This window comes from Saccharothrix syringae (genome assembly GCF_009498035.1).
Taxonomy (GTDB): domain Bacteria; phylum Actinomycetota; class Actinomycetes; order Mycobacteriales; family Pseudonocardiaceae; genus Actinosynnema; species Actinosynnema syringae.
The window spans coordinates 281,546-298,193 of record NZ_CP034550.1 but is presented as its reverse complement, the minus strand read 5'-3'; the positions used below and the strand labels follow the sequence as shown (position 1 = coordinate 298,193).

Annotated in this window: 17 protein-coding genes; 9 read left to right on the top strand and 8 right to left on the bottom strand. The window is 73.1% G+C overall.

What is annotated here, in order from left to right:
* Positions 1–115: 115 nt before the first annotated feature.
* The 3 genes from EKG83_RS01395 (at position 116) to EKG83_RS01385 (ending at position 3,716) form a co-directional block, all read left to right on the top strand.
* Positions 116–790 carry a Crp/Fnr family transcriptional regulator gene (locus tag EKG83_RS01395; RefSeq protein ID WP_015097742.1) on the top strand — a complete coding sequence of 225 codons (675 nt, stop codon included), beginning with the start codon at positions 116–118 and terminating at the stop codon, positions 788–790.
* A gap of 410 nt (positions 791–1,200) precedes the next feature.
* Positions 1,201–2,439 (top strand): MFS transporter, encoded by a 1,239-nt coding sequence (locus tag EKG83_RS01390; RefSeq protein WP_033433471.1) that lies wholly within the window; start codon positions 1,201–1,203, stop codon positions 2,437–2,439.
* A gap of 179 nt (positions 2,440–2,618) precedes the next feature.
* The gene (locus tag EKG83_RS01385; RefSeq protein WP_033433470.1) at positions 2,619–3,716 is read left to right on the top strand and encodes a DNA polymerase III subunit beta; all 1,098 of its coding nucleotides are present in this window, start codon (positions 2,619–2,621) and stop codon (positions 3,714–3,716) included.
* A gap of 479 nt (positions 3,717–4,195) precedes the next feature.
* Here the strand turns inward: EKG83_RS01385 and EKG83_RS01380 are convergent, their stop codons facing one another.
* Together EKG83_RS01380 and EKG83_RS01375 are read right to left on the bottom strand one after the other, a co-directional pair.
* On the bottom strand, positions 4,196–4,963 hold the full coding sequence (locus EKG83_RS01380; protein WP_033433469.1) for an MBL fold metallo-hydrolase: 768 nt from the start codon (positions 4,961–4,963) through the stop codon (positions 4,196–4,198).
* Positions 4,960–5,724: an NUDIX hydrolase gene (locus EKG83_RS01375; protein ID WP_051766490.1), complete on the bottom strand. Its 765-nt coding sequence runs from the start codon at positions 5,722–5,724 to the stop codon at positions 4,960–4,962. Before EKG83_RS01375 ends, EKG83_RS01380 begins: the two co-directional genes overlap by 4 nt.
* Positions 5,725–5,792: 68 nt before the next feature.
* On the opposite strand from EKG83_RS01375, the gene EKG83_RS01370 reads away from it, so the two are divergent.
* Both EKG83_RS01370 and EKG83_RS01365 read left to right on the top strand, forming a co-directional pair.
* A complete protein-coding gene (locus EKG83_RS01370) occupies positions 5,793–6,194 on the top strand; it encodes a hypothetical protein (protein WP_033433468.1) in 402 nt (133 codons plus the stop codon).
* A gap of 252 nt (positions 6,195–6,446) precedes the next feature.
* Positions 6,447–7,343, top strand: a complete 897-nt coding sequence (locus EKG83_RS01365; RefSeq protein WP_051766482.1) for a Gfo/Idh/MocA family protein — start codon at positions 6,447–6,449, stop codon at positions 7,341–7,343.
* 115 nt (positions 7,344–7,458) lie between these two features.
* Here EKG83_RS01365 and EKG83_RS01360 read toward each other — a convergent pair whose 3' ends face one another.
* From EKG83_RS01360 to EKG83_RS01340, 5 genes are read right to left on the bottom strand one after another with little or no spacing between them, the layout of a single operon-like run.
* Positions 7,459–8,682, bottom strand: coding sequence for a hypothetical protein (locus tag EKG83_RS01360; protein WP_153277831.1), 1,224 nt, complete (start codon positions 8,680–8,682; stop codon positions 7,459–7,461).
* A 38-nt stretch (positions 8,683–8,720) separates the two neighbouring features.
* On the bottom strand, positions 8,721–9,323 hold the full coding sequence (locus EKG83_RS01355) for a hypothetical protein (protein WP_033433467.1): 603 nt from the start codon (positions 9,321–9,323) through the stop codon (positions 8,721–8,723).
* A gap of 1 nt (position 9,324) precedes the next feature.
* On the bottom strand, positions 9,325–9,783 hold the full coding sequence (locus tag EKG83_RS01350; RefSeq protein ID WP_033433466.1) for a RidA family protein: 459 nt from the start codon (positions 9,781–9,783) through the stop codon (positions 9,325–9,327).
* On the bottom strand, positions 9,780–9,935 hold the full coding sequence (locus EKG83_RS01345) for a DUF4177 domain-containing protein (RefSeq protein ID WP_153277830.1): 156 nt from the start codon (positions 9,933–9,935) through the stop codon (positions 9,780–9,782). The genes EKG83_RS01350 and EKG83_RS01345 overlap by 4 nt, the downstream gene beginning before the upstream one ends.
* A 40-nt stretch (positions 9,936–9,975) precedes the next feature.
* Entirely contained in the window at positions 9,976–11,055 is a 1,080-nt protein-coding gene (locus EKG83_RS01340; protein ID WP_033433465.1) for a hypothetical protein, read from the bottom strand.
* Between the two features lie 93 nt (positions 11,056–11,148).
* Here EKG83_RS01340 and EKG83_RS01335 point away from each other — a divergent pair, with 93 nt between their 5' ends.
* The 3 genes from EKG83_RS01335 (at position 11,149) to EKG83_RS01325 (ending at position 13,575) form a co-directional block, all read left to right on the top strand.
* Positions 11,149–11,400, top strand: coding sequence for a hypothetical protein (locus EKG83_RS01335; protein ID WP_033433464.1), 252 nt, complete (start codon positions 11,149–11,151; stop codon positions 11,398–11,400).
* 73 nt (positions 11,401–11,473) lie between these two features.
* Positions 11,474–12,466: an ArsA-related P-loop ATPase gene (locus EKG83_RS01330; RefSeq protein ID WP_033433463.1), complete on the top strand. Its 993-nt coding sequence runs from the start codon at positions 11,474–11,476 to the stop codon at positions 12,464–12,466.
* The gene (locus EKG83_RS01325) at positions 12,463–13,575 is read left to right on the top strand and encodes an ArsA family ATPase (protein WP_033433462.1); all 1,113 of its coding nucleotides are present in this window, start codon (positions 12,463–12,465) and stop codon (positions 13,573–13,575) included. The genes EKG83_RS01330 and EKG83_RS01325 overlap by 4 nt, the downstream gene beginning before the upstream one ends.
* 39 nt (positions 13,576–13,614) lie before the next feature.
* Here the strand turns inward: EKG83_RS01325 and EKG83_RS01320 are convergent, their stop codons facing one another.
* Positions 13,615–13,908 (bottom strand): WhiB family transcriptional regulator, encoded by a 294-nt coding sequence (locus EKG83_RS01320; RefSeq protein ID WP_033433515.1) that lies wholly within the window; start codon positions 13,906–13,908, stop codon positions 13,615–13,617.
* A 258-nt stretch (positions 13,909–14,166) separates the two neighbouring features.
* Here EKG83_RS01320 and EKG83_RS01315 point away from each other — a divergent pair, with 258 nt between their 5' ends.
* The gene (locus EKG83_RS01315) at positions 14,167–16,629 is read left to right on the top strand and encodes a transglycosylase domain-containing protein (RefSeq protein ID WP_033433461.1); all 2,463 of its coding nucleotides are present in this window, start codon (positions 14,167–14,169) and stop codon (positions 16,627–16,629) included.
* Positions 16,630–16,648: the final 19 nt, after the last annotated feature.

Genomic DNA, 16,648 nt, shown 5'->3' with positions numbered 1-16,648 from the left:
AGGCGATCTCGACCACAGCCCTTAGACTGCACTCAGTGATCGGCGGCAAGGCGCTGCTCCGCCAGAAGGCGGAACGCGCTCGACCATGCCGCCGTGTCTCGACAGGAGGGACGAGGTGGACGAGACCCTGGCCCGCGCGGGCATCTTCCAGGGGGTTGAACCGGCTGCAGCGGAGGCACTGGCGCAGACGCTGGAGTCCGTTGAATTCCCGCGCGGCCACGTGATCTTCGCGGAAGGCGAGCCGGGCGACCGGCTCTACATCATCCAGTCCGGGAAGGTGAAGATCGGCCGGAAGTCGCCCGACGGCCGGGAGAACCTGTTGGGGATCTTCGGCCCGTCCGACATGTTCGGCGAGCTGTCGATCTTCGACCCGGGTCCGCGCACGTCCACCGCGACCACGGTGACGGAGGTGCGGGCGGTCAGCATGGACCGCCCCGCGCTGCGGCAGTGGATCACGAACCGGCCGGAGATCGCCGAGCAGCTGCTGCGCGCCCTGGCGCGGCGGCTGCGGCGGACGAACTCCATGCTCGCGGACCTGATCTTCACCGATGTGCCGGGCCGCGTGGCGAAGGCGTTGTTGCAGCTCGCGCAGCGCTTCGGCAGCCAGGAGGCCGGTCTGCTGCGGGTCACCCACGACCTGACGCAGGAGGAGATCGCCCAGTTCGTGGGCGCCTCGCGCGAGACGGTGAACAAGGCCCTGGCCGACTTCGCCCACCGCGGCTGGCTGCGGTTGGAGGGCAAGAGCGTGCTGATCCTCGACCCGGAGCGCCTGGCCCGCCGGGCGCGCTAGACCCGGTCCAACAGGGCCGGGCGCCGCCCCCGACGCGGCGCACCGGCCCTGTTGCCGCGCGGCCCATCCCCCGACAGACCACGCATCCCACACCTCCGACGCCCGCAGGCCCCGACCCTCTGGCGCCGGAAGGAGGTTTGGCTACCCGCTGCGGCGTACGCCGAAACGGGTGCGGAGTGGCAGTTTCGTCAACGATCACACGGCTGTTTCGTCAACGATCGCACGAGACCCCTACCGCAGCTCAAGCCCCTTCACCCTCAAGGACCCGGTGTTCGTCGCTTTCGCCGCGCGGTTTCACCCGGTCATCCCATCGTTGTCATCGAATCGTGACCCCAGCCCCCTCACGCGGGTGAGGCACCGCACCGCCAAAACACTGGTACGCGCGTACCAATGCCTGCATACTGGTACGCATGTCCCACTCTGCCCGTCTCTCCGACTACCGCACCGCCCTCACCACCCCCGGCATGCGCGGCCCCGTGGCCGCGTCCCTGCTCGCCCGCCTGCCGGTCGCCATGATCGGCCTCGCCCTGCTGCTCTACGTGCAGCGCGAGACCGGCTCGTTCGCCGCGGCGGGCCTGGTGTCGGCGGCGGCGCTGGTGGGCGTCGCGGTCGGGTCGATCGTGCAGGGCAGGCTGATGGACCGGCACGGGCCGACGCGCCCGCTGCTGGTCACGGTGTCGCTGTTCGCCGTGTTCGCGGCGCTGAGCGTGACCGCGGTCGAGGCGGGCGCCCCGCCGGCCGCCCTGGTGCCGCTGGCGTTCGCGCTCGGCACCACCGAGCCCATGGTGGGCTCGGCGTCGCGGGCGCTGTGGTCGCACGTGCTGCCCGCCGGGCCCGCGCGGCACGCCGGGTACGCCTACGAGGCGATCAGCATGGAGGTGTTCTTCATCCTCGGCCCCGGCCTGGCCGGGCTGCTGGTCGCGGCGCCGTGGGCGGGCACCGGCGTGGTGCTGGGCGCGGTGTCGATGGCGGTCGGCGCGCTGTGGTTCGCGCTGAACCCGACCGTGCGCGGCGTGCGGCCGGAGCCGGTGCGGCGCAGCCTGCTGGGCGCGCTGTCGTCGCCGGGCATGCGGACGGTCGCGCTGGCCGCGCTGGGCTTCGGCGTGACCATCGGGTTCATCGAGGTGGCCGTCCCCGCGGCGGCGGCGCAGGCCGGCCACGTCGGCGTCGGCGGGCTGCTGCTGAGCGTGTGGTCGGTCAGCTCGGTGCTGTTCGGCGTGCTGTACGCGATGAAGCCGTTCCCCCGGGCGATGCACCTGAGGCTGCCCGTGCTGCTGGGCGGGTTCGGGCTGCTCGCGCTGCTGCTCGCGGTGCCCAGCGGGTTGGTCGGGCTGGGGTTGGCGCTGTTCGCGGCGGGCACCCTGATCACGCCCCAGGCCACCACGCACTCGGCGGCGATCGAGCAGGTCGCGCCGGCCGGGACGACGACCGAGGCGTTCGGCTGGGTGGTGACCGCGGTGACCGTGGGGTTGGCGATCGGGCAGTCGGCGAGCGGGCAGCTGGTCGAGGCGCACGGGACCGGGGCGGCGTTCGCGGTGGGCGCGGTGTCGGGCGTGGTGATCGCGGCGCTGGTGTGGGTGTTCCGCGGCACCGTGGCGGCCGGGGTGCCGTTGCGGCAGGACGAGGTGGACCTGGTCGCGGCCCGCTGAGGCACCTTCCACCTGTTCCGGTTGCGCGGGGCCGCGGCTCCCACCCTCGGTTCCGGTCTCGCCCCCCGGCTCCGACGCCGGATCCGGGGTTCCCCTCGGCTCTCCCCCCTTCCGCGAGTTGTCCACAGGCGCGCCTCGTCCCCCCGTTTTTGTCGGTGATCAGGTCTAGCTTCTCCCCCATGGACGTGACCGCCACCACCGCGGACCTGGCCTCGGCCGCCGCCGACGCGGCCCGACTCCTGCCCACCAGGGCCCCGGTGCCGGCCGGCCTCGTCCTGCGCGCGGACCGCCACGGGGTCGAGGTGGCGGGCAGCGGCCGCGAGCACGCCATCCGCCTGACCCGCCCCGCCACCGTACACGCGGACGGCGCCGTCCTGGTCCCGGCCGCACCGCTGGCCGGCACCCTCCGCGGCCTGGACGACCCGCGGGTCCGCCTGGTCGTCGAGGGCTCCCGCCTGGCCGTCCGCACCGCCACCGCCCGCTTCGCCCTCCCCCTGCTCGACCTGGCCGCCCACCCCGGGGTGCCACCCCTGCCCCCGCGGGTGGGGTCGGTGCCCGCACGAGCCCTGACCGCCGCCCTCACCCCGGTGGCCGGCGCCGCGTCGAAGGACGACGCCCTCCCCGTGTTCACCGGCGTCCGCGTGCACGGGACGACATCTCGATTGGAACTGATGGCGACGGATCGTTATCGAATGGCGTTCGCTTCGCTACCGTGGGCGCGGACAGCGGAGCTTGACGTCCTGGCCCCGGCGGCGGTCCTGGCCGAGGCGTCCAAGCACCCCGACCGCGACGCGGAGGTGTCGGTGCACGCCGACGCCGACCGCGTGGCCCTGTCCTGGTCAGGCGGCAGCGTGAGCACCGCGCTGCTGGCTGCCCCCTTCCCCGACGATCGAGCGCGCAAGTTGCTGGAGGCGGTCATCGACAGCACGGTGTTGGTTGAAGCGGACGTCCTGGCGGGCGCCGTGCGGCGGGCGGTGCCCTACGCGGGCCCGCACGGCTCGGTGACCATCCAGGTCGACGACGGCGAGGTGCGGGTGAGGGGCAGCGACCCGCGGGCGGGCGAGTCGGAGGAGTCGGTCAAGGCGACCATCGACGGCAACCGCGTGACCAAGACCTTCCAGGCCAGGTACCTGGCGGACGCCCTGCGCGCCTTCAGCGGCCGCCGAGTGGAACTCCGCATCCAGGACGGCCTCCGCTCCACGGTCCTGACGTCCCCGGCGGGCGAGGACGGGGTCGAGCTGACGTACCTGGTGGTCCCCCTGCGCACGCAGGTCTGATCGGGGCGGGGTGTTGAGCTCGGCCACACGATCGGGTGATCATCGGCCCAACATGTACGAAAACACCGCCACCGCCACTCGGTTAGACATGTCGAAGCCGCGAACCACCCCCCTACCTCCACCCACCACCGCCGCTACCGCCACCACACCAACCACCCACCACACCGAACACCGCTTCCCAGCCGCCCGACCACGACCCACCACCCCACCAGCCGCCCCCGCAACGGCTGACCACCAACCGCCCAGCCAAGAGCGTCGCCCCTCACCGAACAGCCACCCACCCATCCCCCGGGCCGCGTACACCCACCACAGGCCCGCCACCCGGCACAGGCCGGCCACCCACCAGAGCAAGCCGCAAGCACAACCAGCACCACCTGCGGCCGCCAACCGCGCCGGTCTGCCGCGGTTTTGGGCCGATGCCCGCCGCGGGCGTGGTGGGTGCCAACGGCCGTCGCGCGGTGGCTGGGGTCCGGGTGGGGTCAGGCGATGCCCAGGTACTCCAGCTGGGCCCGCACGGACCACTCCGCCGCGGGCCACAGCGAGCGGTCTACGTCGGCGTACACCAGTTCGACCACCTGCCTCGCGGTGGGGGCGCCGCCGAGGCGTTCTGCTGCGGCTCGGACCTGCGCCAACCTGTCCTCGCGGTGCTTGAGGTACGCCTGGGCCACCGCCACGACGTCGGGGAGTTCGGGGCCGTGGCCGGGGAGGACCGTGGTGCCTCGGGGGAGGGCGGCCAGGGTTTTCAGCGTTGCCAGGTAGTCGCCCAGTTTGCCGTCGAGGACGGTGGTGCCCCTGCCCAGGATGGTGTCGCCGGTCAGGATCGCGTCGTGGACCTGGAACGAGACCGAGTCGTCGGTGTGGCCCGGGGTGGCCAGGACTCGGATCTCCAGGCCGCCGGCTTCGATCACCTCGTCGCCGGTCAGGGGGGCGGTGCCCAGGGATTGGGTTACTGCGTGTACGGGGGCGTTGACCAGGTCCCCGAAAGTGCGCGCCCCTTCCGAGTGGTCTGGGTGACCGTGGGTGAGGAGCACCGCGTCCACTGGGCCGCAGGCGGCCACCCGGTCCAGGTGGGCGCGGTCCAGGGGGCCTGGGTCGACGATCGCGCACGTGGGCGAGCCGGGGGCGCGCAGCACCCAGGTGTTCGTCCCCTCCAGGGTCATCACGCCCGGGTTTTCCGCCAGCACGACCGACGCGAAAGGCGTGACCTCGCGCAACACGCCGTACTGGGGGTTCTGCTCGGCGCTCACGGCACGACCACCCTCACCACACCGCCGTCCCGGACCAGCTTGGGGATGATCTTCGACACCTCGCGCGGAGCGGCCAGCACGTCCGCCACCGAGTTCAGGTCGGCCAGGTCGGCCAGTGTCACCCAGGTGGGTGGCAGCAGTGCGTGCTTCCCGGCTTTCCAGTCGGCCAGGGCGTCCACGGGGCGCTGCCACTGGCTGCCCGACGCCTCGGAGGTCATGCCGTCGGCGCGTTGGCCCTCGGGCAGCACCGCGACGAAGAACCGGGTGTCGTAGCGGCGGGGCTCTTCTTCCGGGGTCACCCAGTTCCCCCACGGGCGGAGCAGGTCGGCTCGCAGGACCAGGCCCGCCGAGGCCAGGAACTGCGCCAGCGACAGCTCGCGAGCCACCAGGGCGGCTCGTGCGTCCGCGTAACCCGCTGTGTCCGCGACCACCGAATCGGGTGATGGGCCGGCCAGCAGCACGCCGGATTCCTCGAACGTCTCGCGGACCGCCGCGCACACCAGGGCTCGGGCGAGGTGAGACGTACAGGTGAACTTCGATGCCCACCAATCGGGTGGTGGGCCTGCCCAGGCGACGGAGGTGTCCGCGTCGCGGGGGTCCACCCCGCCGCCGGGGAACACCGTCATCCCGCCCGCGAACGCCATCCCCGCCACCCGCCGCAGCAGGAACGCCTCGACCCCCGCCGCACCGTCGCGCACCAGGACCACGGTCGCGGCGTCGCGCGGCGCCACCGGCGGTCCGTCGAAGGATTCCGGGACCATCCCCGGTGGCAGCACCAGTTCGTCGGGTAGTTCGCGCACGGCCCGAGCCTACGGCGAGGATCATCCCCGTGGACACCACGCGAAAAGGCTGCCTGCTCAACGTCCTCCTGTTCGGTTTCGGCGCCATCCTCGGCACCGGACTCACGGCGGTCGCCGCCGTGCTCCTCTTCCTGCCCTCCAGCACGACGGTTGACACGAACGAGGGGTCCCCGAACGTGTACGTCAAGGAGCGGACCCGGTTGATCGGCGGCACCGAGCACGAGGTTTGGCTGGGGCAGACCGAGGACTACGGCCACGTCGTGCCCATTCCCGACGGGTGGGGGACCGCGCCCGAGGTCGTGCGCACCGAAGAAGGGGTGGAGCTCCGGTTCGGCGGAGGGGGAGGAGGAGAGGGGGAAGGGGGAGGGACGAGCGGGATCGGCGGTGGGCGGATCTTCGTGCCCAAGGAGGCTTACACCGGGGGTCGGTGAGGTGGCTGGGCCCGGGGGGCCGCGCCGATGAACTGGGCGAGCCGTGGTGGTGGGAGCCATGACGGGGAACCGCGGGTTGAAGGTGGGGCGGCGGGGTGAAGGCGCCCGAGGGTGAGCGGTGAGCTGCCGGCGCGGCAAGGGCGGGGCGGCGCGACAGGGGGTGGAGCGGCGCGGCAAGGGCGAAGCGGCGCGACAGGAGGCGCAGCGGCGCGACAGGGGTGGGGCCACGCGGTGGAAACTAGGATCGATCACGTGGACGATCAGCTGCGCGTAGGACTCGTCGGCGCCGGTCCCTGGGCCAACCAGGTGCACGCGCCCGGCATCGCCGACCACCCCGGCACCCGCCTGACCGCCGTCTGGGCCAGGCGCCCGGAGGCCGCCGCGCAGTTGGCCAGTGCTTACGGCGCCGCGGTCGCCACCACCACCGACGAGCTGTTCGAGCAGGTGGACGCCGTCGCCTTCGCCGTGCCGCCGGGGGTGCAGGCACCTCTCGCGATCGAGGCGGCCGAGCGGGGCAAGCACCTGGTGCTGGAGAAGCCGATCGCCTCGACCCTCGCCGACGCCGAACGGCTCGCGGACGCCGTGGCGCGGCACGGCGTCGCCTCGCTCGTGGTGCTGACCAGGCGCTTCGCCCCCGAGATCCGGGAACAGCTCGACCGGCTGAACGAGACCGGCGGCTGGGTCGGCGGCAGCGCGCGCTGGCTGACCGGCGCGTTGCTCGGCGGCCCGTTCTCGCACTCGGCGTGGCGGCACGAGCGCGGTCCGCTGGACGACGTGGGCCCGCACGCGTTCGACCTGCTCGACGCCGCCCTGGGGCCGATCACGGACGTGGTCGCGGCCGACGTCTCCGAGCGCGGGCTGTGGCAGGTGGTCCTGCGCCACGAGGGCGGTGCGACGAGCGTGGCGACGATAACCATGTCGTTGCCGCTGAACCCGAGCATCTCCGAGATCTCGGTCTACGGCGAGCACGGTCACCGGGTGCTGGCGGACCGGGGCACGACCGCGTTGCAGTGCTTCGCCAACCTGCTGGACGACTTCGTGGCCATGGTCGACGGCGGCACCGCGGAGCACCCGCTGGACGTGCGCCGCGGCCTGCACCTCCAGCGGGTCCTCGACCTGGCGCGTCGCAAGGCGGAGGGCGTGGCGTGAGGACCGGCGCGGCGTGAGGACCGGCGCGGCGTGAGAGCCGGCGCGGCGAGCCGCCCCCGGTCGAAACAGGCGGGCGGACCGTTGGCCGGTTGAGGACAACCGGCCAACGGTCGCGTCAGCCGGGCTGCCGGCCGTTGTTCGGCTTGGGCATGCCGTTGACGAACTCCGGTCCCCCGGGCCACGTCTGCTGCTCGCGCTGCGCCAGCTCCTCGTGCAGCTGCTGGAGCAGCGCCCGCTCGCGGTCGCTGAGCTTGGCGTCCACGGTCGGCGGCAGGTGCACCGCCGCGGGCGCCTGCCCGTCGGCCAGGGCCGCCTGCAGCGCCGCCAGGTCGTCCGGGCCCAGCTCGGTCGTCACCTCGGAGCGCGACAGCGGGTGCTCGTCGGGCAGCGGCGCCAGGGCGATCACCGGCTCCTCGACCGGCTCCGGGCGCTCGTCGACCGGGGCGGTGACCGGGGCGCCGACCGGGGGCTCGACAACCACCGGCTCGACCGCCGGGGGCTCGGCGACCGGGGGTCGCCGCTCCTCCTCGGCCTGGTCGCGCACCGGCAGGCGCTTGACCGGCTTCGGCGGGAACGGCTGGGCGCCCTCGTACGACTCGACGCGCGCACGGCGGAACTTGGAGCCGGTCTGGTTGTCCGCAGGCACCGGTGCCGGCTCGACCACCGGTGCCTGGTCCCGGACGTCGCCGTCGAACCAGGTCGTGGCGTCCGGTGGCGGCTCGGGGACGGTGGAGCCGGACGGGAAGAACACCTCGCGGGCCGTGGTGGTGGCGGCCGCGTGGTACTCGCCCAGCGGCGTGCCCACGGTCAGCACCTCGACCGCGGCGCGGATGCCCGCCCGCCGCAGCACGGTGTCGACCCGGTAGGCGGTGGCGGGCGCGAAGCCCGCCGGGCCGACGTCCACCAGGACGACCCGCTGCGGCAGCGGTCCGGGCGTCGCGCCGGCCGGGCTGGACCGCCAGGTCGCGCGCACGCCGCGCACGTCGGGCAGCGCCGACAGGGTCTTGCCCAGCACCTCGCCGAGGCCGTCGGCCGGGTCGGACTCCGCGGTGAACCGGTGGCGCGGCACGGGCACCTGCTCCACGGCGAACAGCCGGTCGGCCAGCGACGGGTCCGAGCGCACCTCGGCCAGCAGCCCGCCGACCTCGCGGCGCTCCTCCGGCGACACCGGGATGCGCCCGGCCAGCAGGCAGCCGACCAGGAACTCCACGGCTCTGTCCAGCTCGGCGACCGCCAGCAGCTCCCGGGCCTGGGTCAGGGCGTCGTCGTCGACGCGCCCGGCCAACGCCAACAAGAGGTCGTGTAAACGGACGGGCAGTCCCACGCCGTCGTTCGTCACGCCTGCTCTCCTTCCGGCCCGCGCGGGAGCGCCGAGCTCTAGACGGGCACCAGGTGCCCGTCGGCCTCGGCGCCGGCGCACACCAGCTCCGAGACCGCCAACGCCGCCCGGTGGTAGGGCGGCAGGTCCAGTCCGGCGGGCAGGACCTCGACACACGGGTCGTGCTCGCCGAGCGCCCGCAGCACGCGCTGGAGCTCACCGGCCAGCCGGGCGCACCCGGACGTGGCGGCGACCAGGACCAGCCTCCTGGGTTCGCCCCCGCCCAGCCGCCACGCGGACCGGACTTCGCCGACCCCGGGACGCCCGCGCAGGGTCGCTCCGAGCACCACGGTCGCGGAATCCCCCATCGTCACCCGATCGGGGAATTCCGGGGAGAAGGTGTAGCCGGGATCGGGCAATTCGTCCAGCCCCTTGACGGAACTGAGGAGCGCCCGATCGGCCCCGTGGGGCACCAGGGCGTCCGCCAGGAGGCGCTGCTCGTGGTCGGTCAGGCCGATGCGGTCGTGCAGCAGCGTGCGCGGCAGGACGCGGGCCAGCACCACGACCGCGTCCGTCGCGGCCCAGTCGCGGAACCGCCACAGCACGTCGTCCGGGAGGCGCCCGGCCAGCCGCAGCAGCAGCTCGTGGCACGTGTCCGACATCTCACTCCCCGATCTCGACGACGAGTTCCAGCTCGACCGGCGCGCCCAGGGGCAGCTCGGCCACGCCGACCGCCGACCGCGCGTGCCGCCCGGCCTCGCCGAACACCTCGCCGAGCAGCTCGGAGGCGCCGTTGATCACGGCGGGCTGCCCGGTGAAGCCCTCGGCGGAGGCGACGAACCCGACCAGCTTGACCACCCGGACCACCGAGTCCAGCCCGACCAGGGCGTCCACGGCGGCCAGCGCGTTCAGCGCGCAGGTGCGCGCGTGGGCCTTGGCCTCCTCCGGGCTGACGTCGGCGCCGACCTTGCCGGTGGCCGCGAGCGAGCCCGCCACGAACGGCAGCTGGCCGGACGTGTAGACCCACTGCCCGCTGCGCACGGCGGGCACGTACGCGGCGACCGGGGCCGCCACCTCCGGCAGCTCGACGCCCAGCTCGGCCAGCCGCGCGGTGTGGCTCATGCCCTGGGTCGCTTCAGGTAGGCGACGTGCTGCTCACCGCTGGGGTTGGGCAGGACGGTGACCAGCTCCCAGCCGTCGGCGCCCCACTGGTCCAGGATCGCCTTGGTGGCGTGGATCAACAGCGGGACGGTCGCGTACTCCCACGTCTGCATGGCGGGCAGCCTAGCGGGAGCGCCCGGGTGGGCGCGTGTGCTACCGGGCATCGGGGTCCGTCCTGATCTCCCTGATCAGCTCGGCCACCTTGACGCGGTCGCCTTCCGGCAGGTCGGGCCGCCGGTGGAGGGCTTCGAGGACGGCGAGGACCGCGCCCCGCTCGCCCGGCTCGCCCCTCACCCACTGACGCGCCGCGGCGAGCCGGTCGGACAGCCAGCAGTCCTCGACCCCGCCGATCGCCACCGAGCGGATGAAGTCCAGGGCGCGGTCCCGGTCGCGTGCCCCCGAGCCGACCAGGGCGGACGCGTAGTGCATCCGCTGGAGCGGGTCGAGGTCGGTGTCGTTCCACCCCGCGCGGAAGAGGGATTCGGCCTCGGCCCGGAAGCGCGGCGCCAGCGAGGTCAGGGTCCTGACGAGGCTCCTGCGCTCGACGTGGTCGACCGCCTCCTCGGAGAGCAGGGACCTGATCCCGGCCGCGGTGTCATCGACGTACCCCGCGCCGAACGACTTCAACTTCCCCACGGCCGCCACCCGATGGGTGAGGCTGATGTCGACATTCGACATTATCCCGATCAGCCTGGCGGCCTCGGCGTCGTCGTCCCGCGCCGGACCGGTCACCGCGGGCGGCCCGACCAGGCCGGTCAGCACCCGGGACTGCGCGTCCAGCAGGTGGTCGACGTCGGTCAGCCCGGCGTTCAGGTCGGCCAGCAGCTCGTCGGGGTCGACCGCGTACTCCCGCAGGTCCCCGGGGTCGAACCCGGCCGCCGCCTCGGGCTCCTGCTCCAGCACCTCGACCAGCTTCGCCATCAACCCGGCCGTGATCTCCACCGCACGGGCCCGCTCGGCCTCCGCGCGCCGCAACTGCTCCTCGGTCCGCCCCCGCGTCGACCGCGCCGCCGCCAACCGGGCCTCGTCCCGCTTCCGGGTCAGCTCCCCGATCAGCGCGAGGTTGCGCACCAGCACCCGGCGCAACCGGTCCACCAGCGCGGTCATGGTCAGCTCGGCCCGCCGCCCCAGCAGGAACTCGTCGCGCACCAGCACGAGCGTCACGTGGTCGATGCGCCCGGCCTGCACGACGGGCGCGTAAGCGGTCCCGCTGACGTCGTTGCGCACCCCCACCCCCGCAGTCTACGAACCCCCTCCACGCAGGATTGCGGTTTCCACCGGTGACGCCCTGGTGACGACACCGTCACCAGGCGCTACCTTGATCACGTGGAAACGTGGCGGCTCGTCGCCACCGGCTCGTTCCTGCTGGGCGGGCTGGTGATGGTGCTCGTGGGCATGGCGCAGGCCCGCGACCGCAAGGGCGCCCGCCGCGGTGACGTCCGGCGCGCGGCCCTCATCGGGCTCGCCGCGGTCGCGGTGGTGGCGGTGCTGATCGCCTACGTGCTGCCGTCGGTGGTGGCCTGGGGCGTGGTGGGCGCGACGGCCATCGCGGTGGTCTTCATCACGATGTGGGACTGATCCGGTGGAATCGGCCCGGTCGGCCCGCCCCTCTGGCCAGCGGGTCACCACCCCTCGCGCATAGGCTGATCCGGTGGACGGCTGGACCGACGAACTCACCCGCGCGCGCCTGCACGTGGTGACCGGCAAGGGGGGCACCGGCAAGACGACGGTCGCCGCGGCGCTGGCCCTCGCGCTGGCCACCGGCGGGCGGCGGGTGCTGCTGGTCGAGGTCGAGAACCGGCAGGGCATCGCCCGGCTGTTCGACCGGCCGCCGCTGCCCTACGCGGAGGAGCGCATCGCGTCCGCGCCCGGCGGCGGCGAGGTGCGGGCGCTGGCGGTGGACCCGGAGGCGGCGCTGCTGGAGTACCTGGACATGTTCTACAACCTGGGCTTCGCCGGCCGGACGCTGAAGAGGACGGGCGCGATCGAGTTCGCCACCACGCTGGCGCCCGGCCTGCGGGACGTGCTGCTCACCGGCAAGGTCAAGGAGTGCGTGCGGCGCACCTCGGGCACCGGGCGGCACGAGTACGACGCGGTCGTGCTGGACGCGCCGCCGACCGGCCGGGTGGTCCGCTTCCTCGACGTCACCCGCGCCATGGCCGACCTGGCCAAGGTGGGCCCGATCAAGGGCCAGAGCGAGGGCGTGGTGCGGCTGCTGCACTCCGGCGACACGGCGGTGCACCTGGTCGCGCTGCTGGAGGAGATGCCGGTGCGGGAGACCCTGGACGCGGTGGCCGAGCTGGACGGCGCCGACCTGCGGCCGGGCGCGGTGTTCGTCAACCGGGTGCGGCCGCCGCGGCTGCCCGCCCGGTCGGTGGCCGCCGCCGCGGAGGGCCGGGTCGACGGGGCGCGGGTGCGCGCCGGCCTGGTCGCCGCCGGGCTGGAGCTGCCCGAGGACGTGCTGGAGGGCCTGGTCGAGCAGACCGTGGAGCACGCCGTGCGGGTGCGCACCGAGCAGCGGGCCAAGGAGAAGCTGGCCGAGTCGGACCTGCCGACCCTGGAGCTGCCGGAGCTGACCGACGGGGTGGACGTGGCCGCGCTGTACGAGCTGGCCGAGGCGATGGTCGGGCAGGGGGTCCGGTGAACCGGCTGGACGTGGACGCGCTGCTGGACGACCCGGCGACCAGGGTGCTGGTGTGCTGCGGCTCGGGTGGCGTCGGCAAGACGACCACGGCCGCCGCGCTGGCCGTGCGCGCCGCCGAGCGGGGGCGGCGGGCGGTGGTGCTGACCATCGACCCGGCCCGCCGGCTGGCCCAGTCGCTGGGCCTGCGGGAGCTCGACAACAACCCCCGCCGCGTGGAGGGGGAGTTCAAGGGCGACCTGCACGCGATGATGCTCGACATGCGCCGCACGTTCGACGACATGGTGTGGCAGCACGCGGGCCGGGAGCGGGCCGAGCAGATCCTGGCCAACCCCTTCTACCAGACGATCTCCACCTCGTTCTCCGGCACGCAGGAGTACATGGCGATGGAGAAGCTGGGCCAGCTCGCCGCGCAGGACGAGTGGGACCTGATCGTCGTGGACACCCCGCCCAGCCGGTCGGCGCTGGACTTCCTGGACGCGCCGCAGCGGCTGTCCGCGGTGCTCGACGGCAAGCTGATCCGGATGCTGTCGGCGCCCGCCCGGGCGGGCGGGCGCGGCATCCGCAAGATCGTCGGCGCCGGCTTCGGCCTGTTCACCAAGGCCGTGTCGACGATCGTGGGCGGCCAGCTCCTGCACGACGCGTCGACCTTCGTGCAGGCGCTCGACAGCATGTTCGGCGGCTTCCGGCAGCGCGCCCAGGCCACCTACGACCTGCTGCGGTCACCCGGTACGGGGTTCCTGGTGATCGCCGCGGCCGAACCGGACGCGCTGCGGGAGGCCAGCTACTTCGTGGAGCGGTTGAGCGCCGAGCACATGCCGTTGACCGGTCTGGTGGCGAACCGGACGCACCCCGTGCTGGCCCCCTTGCCCGCACCGGGCGCGCTGGCCGCGGCGGACCGGCTGGAGCGGTCGGGTGACGCGCCCCTGGCCGCCGCGGTGCTGCGGGTGCACGCGGACCGCGTGGCCGTCGCCGATCGCGAGAAGCGACTGCTCGCGCGGTTCACCCGGGCGCACCCCGGCGTTCCGCTGATCGGGGTACCCGCGCTGCCCGCCGACGTGCACGACCTGGACGGCCTGCACGAGATCGGCCGGCGGCTCGCGGGCGAGTGACACCCGGTGACCGGACCGCGGTGACCGGGCGTCGGCCGATCAGCCGACCTTGGACTCCTCGGTGTGCTCCTGACGTGCGCTGTCGAGGAGCTCGTACCAGGACGTGACGTCCGGGCGGCGCCGCAGCAGCGCCCGTCGCTCACGCTCCGTCATGCCGCCCCAGACACCGAACTCGATCCGGTTGTCCAGGGCCTCGGCCAGGCACTCGGTGCGCACGGGACACCCGAGGCACACCACCTTGGCCTTGCGCTGCTCGGCGCCGCGCACGAAGAGCTGGTCCGGCTCCTCATCACGGCACGACGCCTTGATCCGCCAATCCCCCTGTTGCTGCATATCCCCCACCTCGGTTCACACAGTGCCCAGACCTCGTAAATCCGCCACACCCCTGCCGCGGATGCCGTAGGCTGACCACCGACGAGTGGTCCCGCCATCGACTGCTGTCTTGGACAGTGACGGACTGTAGAGCCTTCCGGTTCCACCTCCAACCCTGGGTTGCCCACCTGTTACCTGTCTTGAGTACGAGTACTCATCCTGGGTAATCAACTGTGCGCGACCACACCGGTACTTTCGGTGCCGCGTACGCTGACCTGCATGCGAGCCAGGAACGGCGTGCTGAAACTGCTCGGCCTGTGTCTGCTGGCCGGCGTCCTGCTGTCGGGTCTGCTGTTCCCCGTCGTCGGCTCGCTGGGGCTGGTGTCGAACCGGGCCAGCGACACGGTCGACAGCATCTCCGCCGACCTGGTCACCACCGACCCGCCCCTGGTCACGACGGTCACCGACAAGGACGGCGTGCCGATCGCCTACCTGTACGACCAGTACCGGGTGCTGGTGCCGCCGGAGAAGATCGCGGACACCATGAAGGCGGCGCTGGTCTCCATCGAGGACCGCCGCTTCTACGAGCACCAGGGCGTGGACTGGAAGGGCACCATCCGCGCGGGCCTGACCAACCAGTTCAGCGGCTCGGTCACGCAGGGCGCCTCCACGCTCACGCAGCAATACGTGAAGAACTACCTCGTGCACGTGGTGGCGCGGAACAACTTGGTCGAACAGCAAAAGGCCCAGGAGCAGACGATCGCGCGAAAAGCGCGTGAAGCGCGGATCTCCATCCAGCTGGAAACCAAGCTGGGCAAGGACGAAATCCTCGCGCGCTACCTGAACGTGGTGCCGTTCGGCTCGACCGTCTACGGCATCGCCGCGGCGGCCCGGGCGTACTTCGACACCACGCCGGACCGGCTGACCGTGGCGCAGTCGGCGATGCTCGCGGGCATGGTCAACAGCCCGTCCGCGTTGAACCCCGAGGTGTACCCGGACAAGGCGCTGGAGCGGCGCAACCAGGTCATCGACAAGATGGTGGAGAACGACAAGCTGTCCCGGGACACCGCCGAGGCCGCCAAGCGGGAACCGCTGGGCCTGGCCACGCCCGTGCGCACGCCGCCCAACGGCTGCGTCGGCGCGGGCCCGGAGAACGGGTTCTTCTGCTCGTACGCGGTGAACTACCTGGAGCGCAACGGGTTCAGCCTGGAGCAGCTCAAGACCGGCGGCTACACCGTGCAGACCACGTTGGACCGCACCGTCACCGGCCACGCCAAGCAGGCCGCCGAGGCGCAGCTGCCCAAGTCCACCAACGGCATCGCCAACACGCTGGCGATCGTGCGGCCGGGCAAGGAGCGGCACGAGGTGGTCGCGCTGGTGGCCAACCGCGACTACGGGCTCAAGGCCGACCAGTTCCAGACCCAGTTCGACCTGCCGTCCGGGGTGGAGAACAAGTTCGGCGCCGGGTCGGTCTACAAGGTGTTCACCGCGGCCGCGGCCCTGGAGAAGGGCATGGGCATCGAGAACACCATCGCCACGCCCGGCTCCCACGTGTCGCGGGTGTTCAAGGGCGGCGCGAAGAACTGCCCGTCCACCGGCGAGCCGGACACCCGCTGGTACTGCCTGAGCAACGAGAACAACTCCTACCCGGCGCAGATGTCGTTGCAGACGGCGCTGCAGACCTCGCCCAACACCGGCTTCGTGATCCTGGAGGAGCAGCTGGGCATGGACCCGGTGGTGGACATGGCCTCGCGGCTGGGGATGCGCGACACGATGGCCACCAACCTCGCCGGCGTGCGACCGGACCCGCGGGCGAAGAACCGCGAGCTGCGGGTGTCGCAGGCGGAGTTCTACAAGTCCAACGGCGGCAACGCCTCGTTCACCCTCAGCCCGGCGCCGGTGTCCACGTTGGAGCTGGCGAACGTGGCCGCCACCATCATGAGCGGCGGCGTGTGGTGCCCGCCCTCGCCGATCGTGAAGGTGCTCGACCGCAACGGCGAGCAGGTGCCGGTCAACGAGGCGCCGTGCGAGCAGGTCGTGGCCGAGCCGCTGGCCAACGGCCTGGCGACCGGGATGTCGAAGGACGACCAGGGCGGGGGCACCGCGGCCCGGGCGGCGCAGCAGTTCGGCTGGAAGCGGCCGATGATGGGCAAGACCGGCACCACCGAGGAGTACAAGTCGGCGGCGTTCATCGGCGCGACCCCCGACTACGCGGGCGCGGTGCAGACGTTCAACGACGGCCCCAACCCGAGCCCGATCTGCGTCAACGGCACGCCCCGGCTGTGCGGGCGCGGCGACATCTACGGCGGCACGATCCCCGCGCGCACCTGGTTCGACGCGATGACCGACGTCCACGCCGGACTGCCGGTGCGCGGCCTGCCGCCGGTCGAGGAGCGCTACCTCAAGGGCGGCAGCGAGATCCGCATCCCGGACGTGGTGGGGCGCAACGTCAACGACGCCACGCGGGCGCTGGAGGAGGCCGGGTACCAGGTCTCGGTGCAGAACCGGAACTCCGAGCAGCCCAAGGGGCGCGTGGTGGGCCAGACGCCGCGCGGCAGCGCGTTGCGCGGCACCGTGGTGACGCTGCTGGTGTCCACGGGCTACGTGCCGCCGCCGCAGCCGGTCGAGCCCACCACGGCCGTGCCGCCGCCGGGGCAGCCCGAGCCCGACCCGCGGCCGGGACCGGGGCGGCCCACCGAGCCGCCGCAGATCACCATCCCGGTCGAGCCACCGGGCAGGTGACGCGGGAGCCCGCCGTCGT